The 15,777-nt window shown below is 74.1% G+C and carries 14 protein-coding genes; 8 read left to right on the top strand and 6 right to left on the bottom strand.

Features of this window, described 5'->3' with window-relative positions:
- Nucleotides 1-122: 122 nt before the first annotated feature.
- Nucleotides 123-1,613 (top strand): FUSC family protein, encoded by a 1,491-nt coding sequence (locus ACIPUC_RS10235; protein WP_446588920.1) that lies wholly within the window; start codon nt 123-125, stop codon nt 1,611-1,613.
- On the opposite strand, the gene ACIPUC_RS10230 is transcribed toward ACIPUC_RS10235, so the two are convergent.
- Entirely contained in the window at nt 1,603-2,049 is a 447-nt protein-coding gene (locus tag ACIPUC_RS10230) for an ATP-binding domain-containing protein (protein ID WP_446588918.1), read from the bottom strand. The two genes, ACIPUC_RS10235 and ACIPUC_RS10230, sit on opposite strands and share 11 nt — an antisense overlap.
- Before the next feature lie 1,993 nt (nt 2,050-4,042).
- Here ACIPUC_RS10230 and ACIPUC_RS10225 point away from each other — a divergent pair.
- The 3 genes from ACIPUC_RS10225 (at nt 4,043) to ACIPUC_RS10215 (ending at nt 7,121) form a co-directional block, all read left to right on the top strand.
- The gene (locus ACIPUC_RS10225) at nt 4,043-4,642 is read left to right on the top strand and encodes a GNAT family N-acetyltransferase (protein WP_446588325.1); all 600 of its coding nucleotides are present in this window, start codon (nt 4,043-4,045) and stop codon (nt 4,640-4,642) included.
- A gap of 216 nt (nt 4,643-4,858) precedes the next feature.
- Nucleotides 4,859-5,995 (top strand): nitric oxide synthase oxygenase, encoded by a 1,137-nt coding sequence (locus ACIPUC_RS10220; protein WP_446588323.1) that lies wholly within the window; start codon nt 4,859-4,861, stop codon nt 5,993-5,995.
- 55 nt (nt 5,996-6,050) lie between these two features.
- Entirely contained in the window at nt 6,051-7,121 is a 1,071-nt protein-coding gene (locus tag ACIPUC_RS10215) for a lactonase family protein (protein ID WP_446588321.1), read from the top strand.
- Nucleotides 7,122-7,191: 70 nt separating this feature from the next.
- On the opposite strand, the gene ACIPUC_RS10210 is transcribed toward ACIPUC_RS10215, so the two are convergent.
- The 3 genes from ACIPUC_RS10210 to ACIPUC_RS10200 all read right to left on the bottom strand — a co-directional run bounded on the left by ACIPUC_RS10210 (nt 7,192) and on the right by ACIPUC_RS10200 (nt 9,992).
- Nucleotides 7,192-8,106: a sirohydrochlorin chelatase gene (locus ACIPUC_RS10210; protein ID WP_446588319.1), complete on the bottom strand. Its 915-nt coding sequence runs from the start codon at nt 8,104-8,106 to the stop codon at nt 7,192-7,194.
- A 96-nt stretch (nt 8,107-8,202) separates the two neighbouring features.
- Complete coding sequence (locus ACIPUC_RS10205) at nt 8,203-8,889, bottom strand: uracil-DNA glycosylase (protein ID WP_446588317.1); 687 nt, start codon at nt 8,887-8,889, stop codon at nt 8,203-8,205.
- Nucleotides 8,890-8,900: 11 nt separating this feature from the next.
- Nucleotides 8,901-9,992 (bottom strand): WD40/YVTN/BNR-like repeat-containing protein, encoded by a 1,092-nt coding sequence (locus ACIPUC_RS10200; protein WP_446588315.1) that lies wholly within the window; start codon nt 9,990-9,992, stop codon nt 8,901-8,903.
- A 221-nt stretch (nt 9,993-10,213) separates the two neighbouring features.
- Between ACIPUC_RS10200 and ACIPUC_RS10195 the strand changes: the two genes are divergently transcribed.
- From ACIPUC_RS10195 to ACIPUC_RS10180, 4 genes are all read left to right on the top strand, one after another.
- Nucleotides 10,214-11,587 carry a wax ester/triacylglycerol synthase family O-acyltransferase gene (locus tag ACIPUC_RS10195; protein ID WP_446588313.1) on the top strand — a complete coding sequence of 458 codons (1,374 nt, stop codon included), beginning with the start codon at nt 10,214-10,216 and terminating at the stop codon, nt 11,585-11,587.
- 80 nt (nt 11,588-11,667) lie between these two features.
- Nucleotides 11,668-12,768 carry an NADH:flavin oxidoreductase/NADH oxidase gene (locus ACIPUC_RS10190; protein WP_446588311.1) on the top strand — a complete coding sequence of 367 codons (1,101 nt, stop codon included), beginning with the start codon at nt 11,668-11,670 and terminating at the stop codon, nt 12,766-12,768.
- Nucleotides 12,769-12,851: 83 nt separating this feature from the next.
- Nucleotides 12,852-13,202, top strand: coding sequence for an ArsR/SmtB family transcription factor (locus tag ACIPUC_RS10185; protein WP_446588309.1), 351 nt, complete (start codon nt 12,852-12,854; stop codon nt 13,200-13,202).
- 137 nt (nt 13,203-13,339) lie between these two features.
- Nucleotides 13,340-13,597, top strand: a complete 258-nt coding sequence (locus ACIPUC_RS10180) for a hypothetical protein (protein ID WP_446588307.1) — start codon at nt 13,340-13,342, stop codon at nt 13,595-13,597.
- Nucleotides 13,598-13,616: 19 nt separating this feature from the next.
- On the opposite strand, the gene ACIPUC_RS10175 is transcribed toward ACIPUC_RS10180, so the two are convergent.
- Nucleotides 13,617-14,978 carry an FAD-dependent oxidoreductase gene (locus tag ACIPUC_RS10175; RefSeq protein WP_446588305.1) on the bottom strand — a complete coding sequence of 454 codons (1,362 nt, stop codon included), beginning with the start codon at nt 14,976-14,978 and terminating at the stop codon, nt 13,617-13,619.
- Nucleotides 14,979-15,030: 52 nt separating this feature from the next.
- Nucleotides 15,031-15,711 carry a DUF305 domain-containing protein gene (locus ACIPUC_RS10170; RefSeq protein ID WP_446588303.1) on the bottom strand — a complete coding sequence of 227 codons (681 nt, stop codon included), beginning with the start codon at nt 15,709-15,711 and terminating at the stop codon, nt 15,031-15,033.
- Nucleotides 15,712-15,777: the final 66 nt, after the last annotated feature.

Genomic DNA, 15,777 nt, shown 5'->3' with positions numbered 1-15,777 from the left:
GCAACGAGGCCGGACCCGGAGCGCGGCGCCTTCGCCGTAACCGTTCGCCGCCCACCACCCCCGGGCGGCCGCCGGGCCGGCGCGCACCACTGCAAGGGGGGCGGCACACCGCCGTGAAGAGGATGTTCGTGGCTCCGGACCCGGGGCGTATGAGACTGCGGAACTCGGCCCGCGCGGTGATCGGCGTCGCCGCCGCCGTGGCCCTCGCGGAGCTCTGCGGCCTCTCCCTGACCGCCTCCATCACCGGAGGACTGGCCGCCCTGCTCGCCCTCTTCACCGTGGTCGACCCGAGCGTGCGCGCCCAGCGCGCCACCACCGCCCTGCTGCCCGCCGCCGGATTCCCCGTGCTCGCGCTGGCCACCACCCTGCACGGGGTGCCCCTCGCCCGGGACGCCGCCTTCCTCGCCGTCGTCTTCGCCGGGGTCTACGCCCGCCGCTGGGGCCCGCGCGGCCACGCCCTCGGCATCTTCGGCTTCATGATGTTCTTCGTCACCCAGTTCCTGCACGCCCTCCCCGGACAGCTGCCCGAGCTGTACGCCGCCGTCGGGCTGGCCCTCCTCGCCTCCGGGGCCGTGCGCTTCGTGCTGTGGCCCATCGAGCGGCGCACCCCGCCCGCCGCCGCCCCGCCCGGACTGCCGGGTACGGGTCTCGCGCGGCCCACCACCCGCCAGGCCTTCCAGGCCACCGCCGCCTGCGCCTTCGCCCTCGCCATCGGCCAGGCGCTCTCCGAGGACCGCTGGTACTGGGCCGTCGGCACCGCCTGGTGGATCTTCGTGAACACCGCCTCCCGCGGCGAGACCCTCGTACGGGGCTTCCGCCGCGTCCTCGGCACCGTCCTGGGCATCGCCGCCGGGCTGCTGGTCGCCGTACCGCTGCACGGCGCGCCCGCGCCGACCGCCGCACTCGTCGCCGTGTGCGTCTTCGGGATCTTCTACACCGCGGCCCCCTCCTACTCCTGGATGATGTTCTTCGTCACCGTCATGGCCGGACTGCTCTACGGACTCCTCGGCGTCCTGCACCCCGGGCTGCTGCTCCTGCGCTTCCAGGAGACCGCGATCGGCGCGCTCGGCGCCGCACTGGCCGTCGTGATCATCCTCCCGGTGACCACCCACGCCGCCAACGACGCCTGGATCCAGCGCGCCCTGCACTGCGTCCGCGCCTCCACCGCGGCCGCCCTCGACCGGCTCGCGGGGAACCCCGCCGCCGACCCGGCCCCCCACGCCGCCGAGCTGGAACTGCTGCTCGGCCGCGTACGGATGGCCCTCGCGCCCCTCGTCCACCCGCTGAGCCCGCTGCGCGCCCGCAAGGCCCGGGCCCGGCAGGTCCTGGCACTGCTCGACGACTGCGCCCGGGAAGTACGCGGGCTGGTCGCCGTCGCCGCCGACCCGCAGGCCTCGCACGATGCCCGGCTGGCCGCCGCCTGCTGGCGGGTGGAGGCCGCCGTCGAGGCGCTCACCGCCCCCGACAGCACCCCGGAGCTCATCGTTCCGCCCCGGCCCGCCGAGCCCGCGGAACCGGCCCTCGCCCACCTGCACGGACTCGAGCACGCCCTCGTCGCACTCGCCGCCCCGCTGCGCACCGACCCGCGGGCCCCCCTGGTCATCAGCGCCTGAGCAGTCCCTCCCCGGCCGCCTCCAGCCCCGCCGGCAGCCTGCCCGCCGTGTGCACCACCCCGAGGGCCTGAGTGGCCCGGGTGAGCGCCACGTACAGGTCGCTCGGCTGGAGGTCGGCCGGCTCCACCACGATCACGGTGTCGAACTCCAGCCCCTTCGCCTGGCGCGGGTCGAGGAGCACGACCTCCCGGGTCAGATCCGGCTGCGCCCCGGCCCGTACCCCCGGCAGCTCCCCGGCCAGCGCGGCGTGCAGCTCCCGCGGCGCGATCACCGCGAGCCGCCCCTCCGCGGGCAGCTCCTGCCGCACGGCCTCCGCGACCGCCCCCGCCAGGTCGTCCGCCGCCCGCGCCCACGGCCGTACGCCGGTGGCCCGCACCGAACTCGGCGGGGCGAAACCGGGATCGCGCTCCCGCAGCACGGCGGCCGCCACCTCCATGATCTCGGCGGGCGTACGGTAGTTGACCCCCAGTCGGACCAGCTCCCAGCGCGCGCCCACGTACGGGCCGAGGATGCGCTCCCACGATCCGCAGCCCGCCTCCTCGGCGGTCTGCGCCGGATCGCCGACCAGCGTCATGGAACGGGTCGGACAGCGCCGCATCAGCAGCCGCCACGCCATCTCCGACAGCTCCTGCGCCTCGTCCACGATGACGTGCCCGAAGGCCCAGGTGCGGTCCGCGGCGGCCCGCTCGGCCGCGCTGCGGTGGTCGGCCTCCTCCTGGCGCTCGGCCATCCGCTCGGCGTCGATGATGTCGTGCGCCGCGAGGTACTCGTTCTCCTCGTCCTCGAACTCGTACGACCGGGAACCCTCCGACAGGTCCAGCACCCCTTGCGCGTACGCGATGCGCCGCTGCCGCTCGCGCTCCTCGGCGGCGCGCCGCGCGCTGTCGTCCTCCCCGAGCAGCTCCGCCGCCTCGTCCAGCAGCGGCACGTCGGCCGGGGTCCAGTCCGGGCGCGCCGACGGCTCGCGCCGGATCAGCTCCGCCTCGTGCGCCGGCAGGTGCGCGGGCTCGGCCAGGAAGTCCGCGACGAGCCGCTCGGGGGTGAGCGAGGGCCACAGCGAGTCGATCGCCGCGTGCACGGCCGGGCTCATCGCGATCTCCTTGTCCAGCTGGGCCACGTCGTCCGAGCCCAGCAGGTTCGGGCCGCCGTAGGGGTCCGCCCCCAGCCGGTCGGCGAGCTGCGCCGTGAGCGCGTCGATGATCCGGAAGGCGAAGGAGGGCCGCGCCTGGTTGTGCGGCAGCCCGGTGGCCCGGGCCCGGTCCCGCGCCTCGTACGCCATCGTGCGGTCCAGCAGCAGCGTCCCGTAGTCGTCGTGGTCGATCTCCAGCGCGGGCTCGGGGACCTTGTCGTACTCCTCGCCGGTGCCCGCCGGCACCCTCTCGGGCAGGCACTGCCGGTCTTCGACCACGCGGGCCAGGACCTGCGCCATCGAGGCCCGGCCCTTCACCGCGGCCGCGCCGGGCCGGTCGGTGCCCGTCGCGTGGACACCGGGATAGAGCTCGCCCGGCGTGGCGAGCAGGACACCCGTCTCACCGAGCGCCGGCAGCACCCCGCCGATGTAGCCCAGGAACGCGGGGCCCGGCCCGACGATCAGCACCCCGCGCTTGGCGAGCAGCTCGCGGTGCGCGTACAGCAGGTAGGCGGCCCGGTGCAGGGCCACCGCCGTCTTCCCGGTGCCGGGACCGCCCTCGACGACCAGCACCCCGCGGTGCGTGGAGCGGATGACCCGGTCCTGCTCGGCCTGGATCGTGCGCACGATGTCGTGCATCCGGCCCGTCCGGGCGGCGTCCAGCGCGGCGAGCAGGACGGCGTCCGCGTCGGCGCCCTCGTACCCGGTGCGCTCCGCGTCGGCCAGGTCGAGGATCTCGTCGTGCAGGGCGGTGACCACCCGCCCGCGGCTGCTGATGTGCCGCCGGCGGCGCAGGCCCATGGGGGTGTGGCCGGTGGCGAGGTAGAACGGGCGGGCCACCTGGGCGCGCCAGTCCAGGACCAGCGGCGTGCGCTCCGCGTCGTCGGCGCGGATTCCGATCCGGCCGATGTGGTGGTCACGGCCGTCGGAGAACTCCAGACGGCCGAAACACAGGCCGTTCTCTCCCGCATTCAGAGCGGAAAGCAGGCCGGACTGCTCGGCGACCAGGACATCGCGCTCCAGCCGTGCCTGAGCACCGTTCCCGACCTCGCGCAAAGCTCCCTCGACAGCGTGTTCGGCCTGGTCACGCAGGTGGTCGAGGCGGACATAGAGGTCGGTGACGAATTGCTGCTCATTCCGGAATTCCTCGGTTGACAATTGCACTCCTGCCGCGATACAGTGTCCTCGGAAGTTTCCTCATGACTTCCTTTCCAAGTGAAGTCATGAACCATTGAATATACGCTCTCTCCTCCCTCGGCAGCGAATTCCGCCGGGGGATTTTTTGCGTACCGTGGATCCCATGACCACCGCACACCGCTCCGCCGACGGCATCGTCTACCGCCTCGCCCGCCCCGAGGACGCGGGGGCCATCGAGGCCGTCGACGGTTCCTTCACCACCGACACCGTCTTCGAGGTGGCTGCTTCCGGCGGCACCGACGACGGCGTCGCCGGCTTGGGGTTCCTGCTCCGCGAGGTCCCCGCGGACCCGCCCCTGTACAAGGAGTTCCCGCCCGAGGAGCACGACGAACAGGGGTCCGGCGGCGGCGCGGGCACCGGCGGGGACGCGCGGACCTATGTGGCCGTGGACGGCGGCCGGGTGTGCGGCTTCGCCGCGGTGGGCTACGCCGCGTGGAACCGGCGGCTGACCATCGAGGACATCGAGGTCTCGCCCGGACACCGGGGCCGCGGCATAGGCCGCGCGCTGATCGAGTGCGCGGCGGATTTCGCCCGTGAACGGGGCGCCGAACGCCTCTGGTTGGAGGTGAGCTCCGTCAATGCCCCTGCGGTGCACGCCTATCGGCGCATGGGATTCACCCTGTGCGGTCTCGACACCACCCTGTACGGCGGCACGCCCGCTGCCGGGGAGCAGGCGCTGTTCATGAGCCGGCCCTGTCGCTGAAGGGGCCCGGCAGGGGCCAACTCCCGCGCTGCGGCGGATCGTACGCCCCGTCGGATCCCGCCCGCAGGCCGATCCGTGAAGATCACTCGGAGGAGTGTTCCGGACGGGCCTTGCCCGCGGCGCTGACCTGCGGCATGTACAACGGGTGATTGTTCATTGCACATTCATCCGGCACGTACAGGGTGGATCTGGCCGGACAGGGGGTAACCGCCCGGAATGGAAATACTTCAACAGCGCTCCACCACCGCTCAGGTGTGGGAAGCGGCCGAGGAGTTCATCCGACTCTTCCACAGGGAGAACCACCATGCGGGCGATCCGCGTGACCGGCTCGCCGCCGTGCGGGCCGAACTCGCGGAGACCGGCACGTACCGGCACACCCCCGAGGAGCTGGTCCACGGGGCCCGGGTGGCCTGGCGCAACAGCAACCGCTGCATAGGCAGGCTCTACTGGAACTCCCTGCGGGTCCGTGACCGCCGGGAGCTGGCCGACGCCGACGACATCGCCGCCCAGTGCTTCGAGCACCTGCGCGAGGCGACCAACGGCGGCCGGGTCCGGCCGACGATCACGGTCTTCGCCCCGGACGCCCCGGACCGCCCCGGGCCGCTGATCTGGAGCGAGCAGCTCGTCCGGTACGCCGGCTACGGGGACCACCACTCCGTCACCGTCGGCGACGCCCGCAACGCCCCGCTGACGGAGGCGCTGCTGCGGCTCGGCTGGTCCGGCGGCCCCGGCACCCCCTTCGACCTGCTGCCGCTCGTGGTGCAGGGCGTCGACGACAAGCCCCGCTGGTTCGACACCCCGCGGGACGCGGTCCTGGAGGTCCCGATCGGGCACCCCGACGAGGAGGGCTGGGCGGACTGGGAACTGCGCTGGCACGCGGTGCCCGCCATCTCCAACATGTGCCTGGAGATCGGCGGCATCCACTATCCGGCCGCGCCGTTCAACGGCTGGTACATGGGCACCGAGATCGGCGCCCGCAACCTCGCCGACACCGACCGGTACAACCTGCTGCCCGCCGTGGCCCGCCGGCTCGGCCTGGACACCTCCAGCGAGCGCTCGCTGTGGAAGGACCGCGCGCTCGTCGAGCTCAACCGGGCGGTCCTGCACTCCTTCGACCGCGCCGGCGTCACCATCGCCGACCACCACTCCGAGTCCCGGCGCTTCCTGTCCCACCTGGAACGGGAGGAGCGCAAGGGCCGGGAGGTGGGCGCTGACTGGTCCTGGATCGTGCCTCCGATCTCCGGCTCGGCGACCCCGGTCTTCCACCGCACCTACGAGGACCGGCCGAGCAGCACCTCGTACGTGCACCACCCCGGCGCCCAGGATCGGGCCCAGGGGCGGGATTTGGTATAGACCTTCTGTTACCGTCGGCCCCGGACGGATCCGGAACGGCGGAGAGGGGCATCCCGTGGACGGCGCGGACAGCACGGACCGAAGCGGCGGACACCGGGCCTACATCGGCTCGTTCACCTCGGGGGGCGGCCGCGGTGTCACCACCGCGGCCGTGGATCCGGCCACCGGGGCCCTGACCCCCCTCTCCGCCACCGGCGCCGCCGTAGCGGACCCCTCGTACCTGGCCCTCGCCCGCGACACGGGCGTGCTCTACGCGGTGAGCGAGACCGGACAGGGGGCGGTGGCCGCCTTCACGCCCACCGCCGAAGGCCTCGCCCCCCTCGGCGCGCCCGTCCCCGTCGACGGCTCCGGCCCCACCCACCTCAGCCTCGCCGGGGGGCGGCTGCTCACCGCCAACTACACCTCGGGCGGCGTCAGCAGCCTCCCGCTCGCCGCCGACGGGAGCCCCGGCGGCCCCGCCGCCGTCCTCGCGCACGAGGGCTCCGGCCCCGACGCCGACCGGCAGGAGCGGCCGCACGCCCACCAGGTGCTGCCCGATCCGAGCGGCCGCTGGGTGCTCAGCGTGGACCTCGGCACCGACTCGGTACGGGTCTGCGCGCTCGACCCGGCCACCGGCGGGCTGCGGCCGCACACCGAGACCGCGCTGCGGGCCGGGACCGGACCCCGCCACCTCGCCTTCCACCCGGACGGCGCGGTCGCTTACGTCCTGCACGAGCTGGAGCCGCAGCTGACCGTCTGCCGCTGGAACGCGGCCTCCGGGCAACTGGAACCGGTCGCCGAGGTTCCGATCGCCCCTGCGGGCCCCTCAGGGGCCGTGCGGGCCTACCCCTCGGCGGTCGTCGCCTCGCCCGACGGGCGGTTCGTCTGGGCCGCGATCCGCGGCGCCGACACCATCGCCACGCTCTCCCTCGCCGGAGGCGCCGAGAAGCCGGAGCTCACCGGCGCCGTGGGCTGCGGCGGCAGCTGGCCGCGGGATCTCGCCGCCGACCCGGCGGGGCGCCGCCTGTACGCGGCCAACGAGCGCTCGGGGGACGTCACCTGGTTCGACGTCGATCCCGTGACCGGCCACCCGGACCAGGCCGGTTCGGTGGCCGTGCCCGCCGCCACCTGCGTGGTCTTCGGCTGACGCCGGAACGGCTAAGGGCCCCCGCCGACCGGCGGGGGCCCTTAGCCGCGATAGGGCGCGATGGGAAAGGTCAGTGCGTCGAGGCGCCCTGGGTGATCCCGAGAGCCGCGGAGTACTGCGCGACGGCGAGCTTGCCGAGCGCCCCGTAGGCGCCCAGCACCTCGGAGGCCGCGCAGTCGGCCTCCTTGCAGGCGGTGTCCAGCAGCCCGTCGGCGGCCTCCGGGCCGATCAGGTAGGGGGCGAGCGCGAGCTGCGTGGAGCCCTCGCGGCGCAGCTGCTCGGCGACGGCGGCCACCGAGCCCTCCTCGTCGAGCGCGGCGGCCTTGACCGGTACGGCGAGCCGGGCGGCGAGCAGCATCCCGGTGATCCCGGCGGCCTGTACGGCCTCCTCGCCACCGGTGGTGGCCAGGACGATGCCGTCGGCGGCGGTGGTCACGGTGAACAGCCGGGCGCGGTCGGCGCGGGCCAGGCCCGCCTCGGACAGGCGCACGTGCAGGCCCTCGGCGAGCAGCGGGTGCGGGCCGAGCACGTCGGCCAGCTCGGCCGCGGCCGAGGAGTCCATCAGGGCCTGGCGGACCCGGCGCAGCAGATCGCCGTCGGGACCGGCAAGCAGCGGGACCACCACGGCGTCCGGGCCGGTCGGCGCGGGCACCTCGTGGCCGGCGGCGCGGGCGAACTCCGCACGCGCGGCACGCTCGGTCGCGACGGCGGTCAGCACGCCCGACAGGGACGGGAACTCGGAGGCGTCGTCACCCTCGAGGAAGCCGATGCGGGCATCGAGGCCCGGCAGCTCGGAGCGGCCGATGCTGATGATCTCTTCCGCCAGCCCGCGCGAGGCGGCCGAAGGGACACCGGGCACGGCGAGCACCAGCGCGGGCGCGCCCTCGGGCGCCACCGCGGGCTCGGGCCGGCGGTGCCGCCCGGTCTGGCGGGGTCGCGGCATTCGTACGGGCAGGCCATTTGCGGGCCCAGTGGGGGAGCTCATGGCGCCGCATGCTACTGGCTTATCGGAACCGGGTGTTCGGGCAGGGCCTTCTCCGGTGGCATCTGTCCGTATTTATCCGGTGAAGGGCAGACAGGGTCAACTGACGGACGGCAAGCGCCAGTCCACAGGCTGTGAGCCCTGGTCCGCCAGGAGCCGGTTCGTCCGGCTGAACGGCCGGGACCCGAAGAAGCCGAAGTCGGCGGACTTGGGGGAGGGGTGGGAGGACTCCACCACCGGCAGTTCGCCGAGAAGCGGCCGCAGATTGCGGGCCGCCCGGCCCCAGAGGATGGACACCAGCGGCTTGCCGCGCGCGGCGAGCGCCCGGATGGCCTGATCGGTGACGGCCTCCCAGCCCTTGCCCTGGTGGGCGTTGGACCTGCGGGGCGCGGTGGTCAGCGAGCGGTTGAGCAGCAGCACGCCCTGCCGGGTCCACGGGGTGAGGTCGCCGTTCGCGGGGCGGCCGGTACCGAGGTCCCGGTGCAGCTCCAGGAAGATGTTGTCGAGGCTCGGCGGCACCGGCTGTACCTCGGGCGCCACCGAGAAGGACAGGCCCACCGCGTGCCCGGGGGTGGGGTACGGGTCCTGGCCCACGATGAGGACCTTTACCTCGTCGAAGGGCTGCTGGAAGGCGCGCAGGACGTTGGCCCCGGCCGGGACGTAGGTCCGGCCGGCCGCGATCTCGGAGCGCAGGAAGTCGCCCATCGCGGCGATCTGCCCCGCCACCGGCTCCAGAGCCCGGGCCCAGCCCGGCTCGACGATCTCGTTCAACGGTCGTGCTGCCACGGTGGATCACTCTACTGGCCGATCGTCGCCGCCCGCACACACAGCACGTCGGGCAGGTGCTCGGCCAGCAGCCGCCAGGTCTCCCCGTCGTCGTGGCTGGCGTACAGCTCGCCGTTGCGGTTGCCGAAGTAGATTCCCGCCGGATCGGCGTCGTCCGTGCACAGCGCGTCGCGGAGCACCGTGCCGTAGTGCTCCCCGGCCGGCAGGCCCTTCGAGAGCGGCTCCCAGCTGGCGCCCGCGTCCCGGGTGCGGAAGACCCGGCACCGGTGCTCGGCCGGCACCCGGTCGGAGTCGGCGTTGATCGGGAAGACGTAGGCGGTGTCCGGCCGGTGCGGATGTGCGGCCACCGCGAAGCCGAAGTCGGAGGGCAGTCCGCCGCCGATGTCGGTCCACCGGGCCCCCGCGTCGTCGCTGCGGTAGACGCCCCAGTGGTTCTGCAGGTACAGCCGATCCGTGTTCCCGGCGTCCTGGGCGATCTTGTGGACGCACTGGCCGAACTCGGGGTGCGGATCGGGCAGGAACACCGCGGAGACCCCGTCGTTGGAGGGCTCCCAGCTGGCCCCGCCGTCCTTGGTCCGGAACACTCCGGCGGTGGAGACGGCCACCGTCACCGCGTCCGCGTCGCGCGGATCGGTGATCACCGTGTGCAGCCCCTCCCCGCCGCCGCCCGGCTGCCAGCTGCCCCGGCTCGGGTGCTCCCACAGCGGGCGGACCAGCTCGAAGGACTCGCCGCGGTCCGCCGAGCGGAACAGCGCGGCCGGCTCCGTCCCCGCGTAGACCACGTCGGGGGCCTCGGGCCCGGCGGGGTGGAGCTGCCAGACCCGCTCCAGCGAGGCTCCGGTGTCCTTGGGGAACTTCACCGCGGCCACGGCGGGCTCCCGCCATGTGGCCCCGAGGTCGTCGGAGCTGAAGACGGACGGCCCCCAGTGCGAGCTGTCCCCGCCGACCAGCAGCCGGGGCGCGGGACCCCGCCGGTCGATGGCCGCCGCGTACACGGCCTGGGCGTTGAAGTGGGGACCGTCGAACGCCCATGCCGCCCCGTCCTGGCGGCGGCCGATGAAGAGTCCCTTGCGGGTACCCACGAGCAGCAGTACGTCGGCCATGGCCGGCACCTCCGGACTTCGTCGTCCAAGCTTCCAGAGCTTTCCGGCCAGTCTGCACCCGCCCACTGACAGCGGCCCGGCACGCGGCGGACGGGTCCACTCGGCAGATCGATACTGATCATTTACCACTCATTTACGACTGTGGAATGGTTGCTGCTTGCTTGTAGGTGTTCGGAATGGGTTGACTTCAGGCCATCTCAGCCGCACGCGAGAGGACCTACGTGGCCACCGAGCACTTGTCCCCGCTCGACCTCGCCTTCTGGCGGATCGAATCCGCCGCCCACCCCATGCACCTCGGCGCCCTCGCCGTCTTCACGGCCGCGGGCGGCCGCGGATCCGGCGCCGGCCCGAGCGCCGCCGAGCACGCCGCCGAACTGCTCGCCGCCCGCTGCGCCGCCGTACCGGGCCTGCGCCGCCGGATCCGGGACGTCCTGCTGCCGGTCGGCGCCGCCGCCTGGTCCCCCGACCCCCGCTTCGACCCGGCGCGGCACGTCTTCCTCGTACGGACGGACGAGCCCGCGCACACCGCTGCGGGCCCGCTGATGGCGCGGCCGCTGGACCGGGACCTGCCGCCCTGGGAGGCGCACGTACTGGCCGGGCCCGACCCGGACTCCTTCGCCGTGCTGTTCAAGTTCCACCACGCCCTCGCCGACGGCCTGGGCGCGCTCGCCCTGGCCGCGGCGCTGTTCGACGAGGGCCCGGCCCTGCGGCCGGCCGCGCGGACCGCCCCCGCGCCCGTTCCCGTCCCTGTTCCCGAGCAGCGCGCCGGCGCCGCCCTGCGGCGGCTGCCCGGAGCCCTCGCGGCCCGGTTCCAGGAAGTCGGCCAGGCCCTGGAGATCGGCGCCGCCGTGGCCCGCGCCGGGCTGCCGCTCGCCCGCCCTTTCCCGGGCGGTCCCGAGGCGCTCACCGCCGGCGCCTCCGGCACGGGAGCCCGTACGGTCGCGGGCCTCGCGCTCGACCTGGACGAGGTCAACCTCGTCCGCAAGGCCGCCGGGGGCACCGTCAACGACGTGCTGATCTCCGTGGTCGCGGGCGCGCTGCGGCGCTGGCTGGAGGGCCGGGGCGACCCCGCGCCCCGCGGGCCGGGCCCGCGCGCGCTGATTCCCGTGTCCCGCCGCGGCCGGCCCGGAGGCGGCGGGGGCAACCGGCTCTCCGGTTACCTGCTGCGGCTTCCGCTCGCCGAGCGCGACCCGCTGCTGCGCCTGTACCGCGTACGGGCCGCGATGGACCGCAACAAGGACGCCGGACCCGCCCGCGGCGCGGGGGCCGTCGCCCTGCTCGCCGACCACGTCCACCCGCTCGGCCACCGCCTCGGCGGCCCGTTCGTGGCCCAGGCCGCCCGGCTGCTCTTCGACATCCTGGTCACCAGCGTCCCGCTGCCCGGCCTGACCTTCTCCCTCGGCGGGAGCCGGGTCCGCGAGGTCTACCCGCTCGCCCCGCTGGCCCACGGCCAGTCCCTGGCCGTCGCGGTCTCCACCTACAAGGGGACCGCCCACTACGGCCTCGTCGCCGACGCGGCCGCCGTCCCGGACCTGCCCGCCCTGGCCCAGGCGCTGCGCGCCGAGCTCGACGCGCTTGTACGAGAGGTCTCGTAGTACGAGAGATTTCGTAGTACGGTGACTCTCGTACTTAACCGCCGATCCCCGGTGCGCCCGGTGACGTCTGGAGAGCCCTGATGAGTGCTGCCCCCGCCGCTTTCGCTGCCCTGTTCGCGCCGTACACCCTCCGCTCGGTCACGATCCCGAACCGCGTGTGGATGGCCCCGATGTGCCAGTACAGCGCCGACCCCGCCGGCCCGAACGCGGGCGTGGCGCACGAGTGGCACTTCGCCCACTACGCCGCCCGCGCCGTCGGCGGCACCGGCCTGATCGTCCAGGAGGCCACCGCCGTCTCCCCGGAGGGCCGCATCTCCCCCTACGACCTCGGCATCTGGAACGACACCCAGGTCGAGGCGCTGCGCCGGATCACCTCCTTCCTCAAGGCGCAGGGCACCGTCCCCGGCATCCAGATCGCCCACGCCGGACGAAAGGCCTCCACCGACCGCACCTGGAAGGGCGGCGGCCCCGTCGGCCCCGAGGCGCACGGCTGGCCGACGGTCGCGCCCAGCGCCGTGCCGTTCTCCGAAGGCCACCCGGTCCCGCACGAGCTGACGGCCGATGAGATCCGCGAGATCGTCGGCCTGTTCGCGGCCGCGGCCGGGCGCGCCCTCGCGGCGGGCTACGAGGTCGTGGAGATCCACGGCGCCCACGGGTACCTGATCGGCGAGTTCCTCTCCCCGCACAGCAACCGGCGCACCGACGCGTACGGCGGCTCCTTCGAGAACCGCACCCGCTTCGCCCTCGAAGTCGTCGACGCGGTACGGGCCGTGTGGCCCGAGGAGCTCCCGCTGTTCTTCCGGATCTCCGCCACCGACTGGCTGGAGGAGGACGGCTGGACCGCCGACGAGACGGTCCGGCTGGCCGGGCTGCTGGCGGAGCACGGGGTGGACCTCCTCGACGTTTCCACCGGCGGCCTCGCCCCCGGGGTGACGATCCCGGTCGGCCCCGGCTACCAGGTGCCGTTCGCGGCCCGGGTCAAGGCGGAGACCAGCCTGCCCACGGCCGCCGTCGGCCTGATCACCGAACCGGAGCAGGCCGAGAAGATCCTGGCCAACGGCGAGGCCGACGCGGTCCTGCTGGGCCGGGAGCTGCTGCGCGACCCGTACTGGGCCCGCCGCGCGGCCGCCGAACTGGGCGCGGAGGTCCGTACGCCCGCCCCGTACCACCGGTCCTGGTGACGGCAGGGCCGCACCCGGCCCTGTTCATACGACGACTCTCGTACGATGGGGGCCCGACCAAGCCGAGCGAGTGGAGCAGGGACATGACGGAACGTGACGCGGCCCGCGCCCTCGCCCACCCCGAGGCGGCCGGGATCCGCCTGGAGGGTGTGCTGCACGCGCTCTCCGACCCGGTCCGGCTCTCCATCGTCCGGGATCTGGACGGCTCGGACTCGGCGCTCGCCTGCTCCTCCTTCGAGCTGCCGGTCACCAAGTCCACGACCACCCACCACTTCCGCGTCCTGCGGGAGAGCGGTGTCGTCCGCCAGACCTACCGCGGCACCACCAAGCTCAACGAGCTGCGCCGCGAGGAGCTGGAGGAGCTCTTCCCGGGGCTCCTCGACAGCGTCCTCACGGCGGCCGCCGCCGAGGAAGCCCGACTGGGCGAGGACTGAGCCCGCCGGGCTTCGGGTGAGGGGCCGGCGGGTCACGGTCCAGATGGGCTACTTCGCCGGGTGCGGTCAGGCGGGGACTTCGATACTGGCCGCGCGGGCGCGCCGACGACGGGGCGCCATGACGAGGGAGTGCCGACGTGAACTCACCGAGTGCGGGCGAATCCGGGTGCGATCTGATGAAGCGCATCGCCAAGGAGCTCAGGGCGAGCATCAAGGCCGCCGAGACCAATGCGGCCGAGCTGGCGCGCAGGATCGCCGAGCTGGAAGCGCAGCCCGATCCGGACGAGAAGCAGATCAACGCCCTCAAGCAGACGCTGGAGGCCCTCAACAAGAAGATCGAGGAGGACCGCCTGTCACTTTCCACGCTGGAGGACGTGATCAGCGAGAACTGCTAGGCCGGGTGAACCCTTCCGGTCAGGGCACCAGCCCGGCCGCGCCCAGCAGGCCCTGCCAGTCGGGGATCTTCACCGAGCGGCGGCCCAGGGAGCGGCCCAGATCGGCTTCCGCGGCCTCTATGGCCAGCCAGCCCGGCCACTCCACCGGCCGCAGGCCCGCCGCGCGCAGCGCGTCCAGCGGGTCGTCGGGGAGCTCGCGCCGGGCCAGCGCCCCCGCGTCCTCGAGCAGCGAGGACGCCGTCTCCTTGGCACAGGGCCGGTTCGTGCCGATCACCCCGGTCGGGCCGCGCTTGATCCAGCCCGCCACGTACTCGCCGACCGAGGCCCGGCCCGCGCGGAGCACCCGGCCCGCCGCGTGCGGGACCGTGCCCTTCGCCGGGTCGAAGGGCAGGCCCGGCAGCGGGACGCCCTTGTACCCCACCGAGCGCAGCACCAGCTGCGCCTCGATGTCCTCGTACACGCCCGTCCCGGTCACCCCGCCGCGGCCGTCCGGCGCGGTCCGCTCGAAGCGCATGCCGCTCACCCGGCCGTCCGGCCCGCCCAGGACCTCCACCGGGCGCAGATAGAACCGCAGGTCGATGCGGCGCCGGGCCTCGCCCGGGCCCCGCTCCGCCCAGTCGCGCAGCACCTCCAGGTTGCGCCGGGCCACCGCGGGCAGCGCCGCGGCCGCGGCCGGATCGCCGTACACCGGGTCGAGGGCCGCCTCGGCGGGGTCCACCACGGCGTCCACGTCCGGGAGCGTGCCCAGCTCCCGCAGCTCCTTGGTGGTGAACTTGCCCTGCGAGGGCCCGCGCCGGGCCACCATCGCCACCCGCCGCACCCCGCTGTCCGCGAGTGCGCCGAGCGCCGGCTGCGGCATGTCCGTCGGCGCCAGCTCGGACTCGCCGCGGGCCAGGATCCGTGTCACGTCCACCGCGACGTTGCCCGCGCCGACCACGACCGCCGAGTCCACCGCGGACAGGCCGAACGCCTCCGCGACGGCGTCCGGGTGGCCGCTGTACCAGGACACGAAAGCCGTGGCGGAATGCACCCCGGCCAGCTCCTCGCCCGGGATCCCCAGCATCCGGTCGCGCGCCGCGCCCACGCAGTACACCACCGCGTGGTACAGCTCCAGCAACCGCTCCGTGGACAGCAGCTCCCCGCCGACCTCGACGTTCCCCAGGAAGCGGATCCGCTCGTCCTCCAGCACGCCGCGCAGGTTGCCCTGCAGCGACTTGATCTTCTCGTGGTCGGGCGCGACCCCGTACCGCACGAGCCCGTACGGAGCCGGCAGCCGGTCCAGGACGTCGACGCGCACGCCCGGCACCTCGCGCTGCTGAACCAGCGTCTGGGCCGCGTAGACCCCGCTGGGGCCCGATCCGACGACGGCGATACGAAGCACGGCGGAGCTCCTCCCGCAGGTGGTCCCAGCATGACACCGGGTGCTCCGGCCGTCAGCCCATCGCGCGCATCCGGTGTATCTCGGCGGTCTGGGTGGCCACCACCTCGGTGGCCATCTCCTCCACCGCCACGTTGTTGCCGCCGGCCAGCGCCTGGCCCGCCATCTTCAGCGCGCCCTCGTGGTGGGCGGTCATCAGCTTCAGGAAGAGCCGGTCGAAGTCGGCGCCCGCGGCCCCGGCCAGCTCCCGCAGCTGCTGCTCCGTCGCCATGCCCGGCATGGCGCCGTGGTCGTGGGCGCCCGAGCCCCCGGCCGGCGCCGGATGGCGGTCCACCCAGGCCTCCATGGCCCCGATCTCGGGCTTCTGCGCCGCCGCGATCCGCTCCGCGAGCCGCTTGACGCCCTCCGCCGAGGCCCTCGTAGGCGCGAGCGCGCTCATCGTCAGGGCCTGCCGGTGATGCTCGATCATGCCCTGCACGTACGCGTGGTCGGCGGCGTTCGGGCTGTCGTCGGGCTGTTCCTCGGCGGCCTGTTCGGGGGAGAGGGTGCGCGACTGCTCGCCCGGTCTGCCCGGTGCGATCACCACGTCCTGTCCGTCCTTCGCCGCGCTCGTCCCGCCGTCTCCCTGGCAGCCGGCGAGTACGAGCAGGAGACCGGCGGCCGAGGCCGCTGCGAGAAGTCGTCCCGAGCGCGCTCGTAATGGCTTGTGGCCCCGGGGGTCTTTTGCCATGTCCATGGAAAGGAAGATACTGCCGGGGTCCTCGTTCCGCTCCCACCCAGAGCGGAACCGATCGGACTCCCA

Source organism: Streptomyces sp. LARHCF249 (genome assembly GCF_052871255.1).
This window is presented reverse-complemented; position numbering and strand designations above follow the sequence as displayed.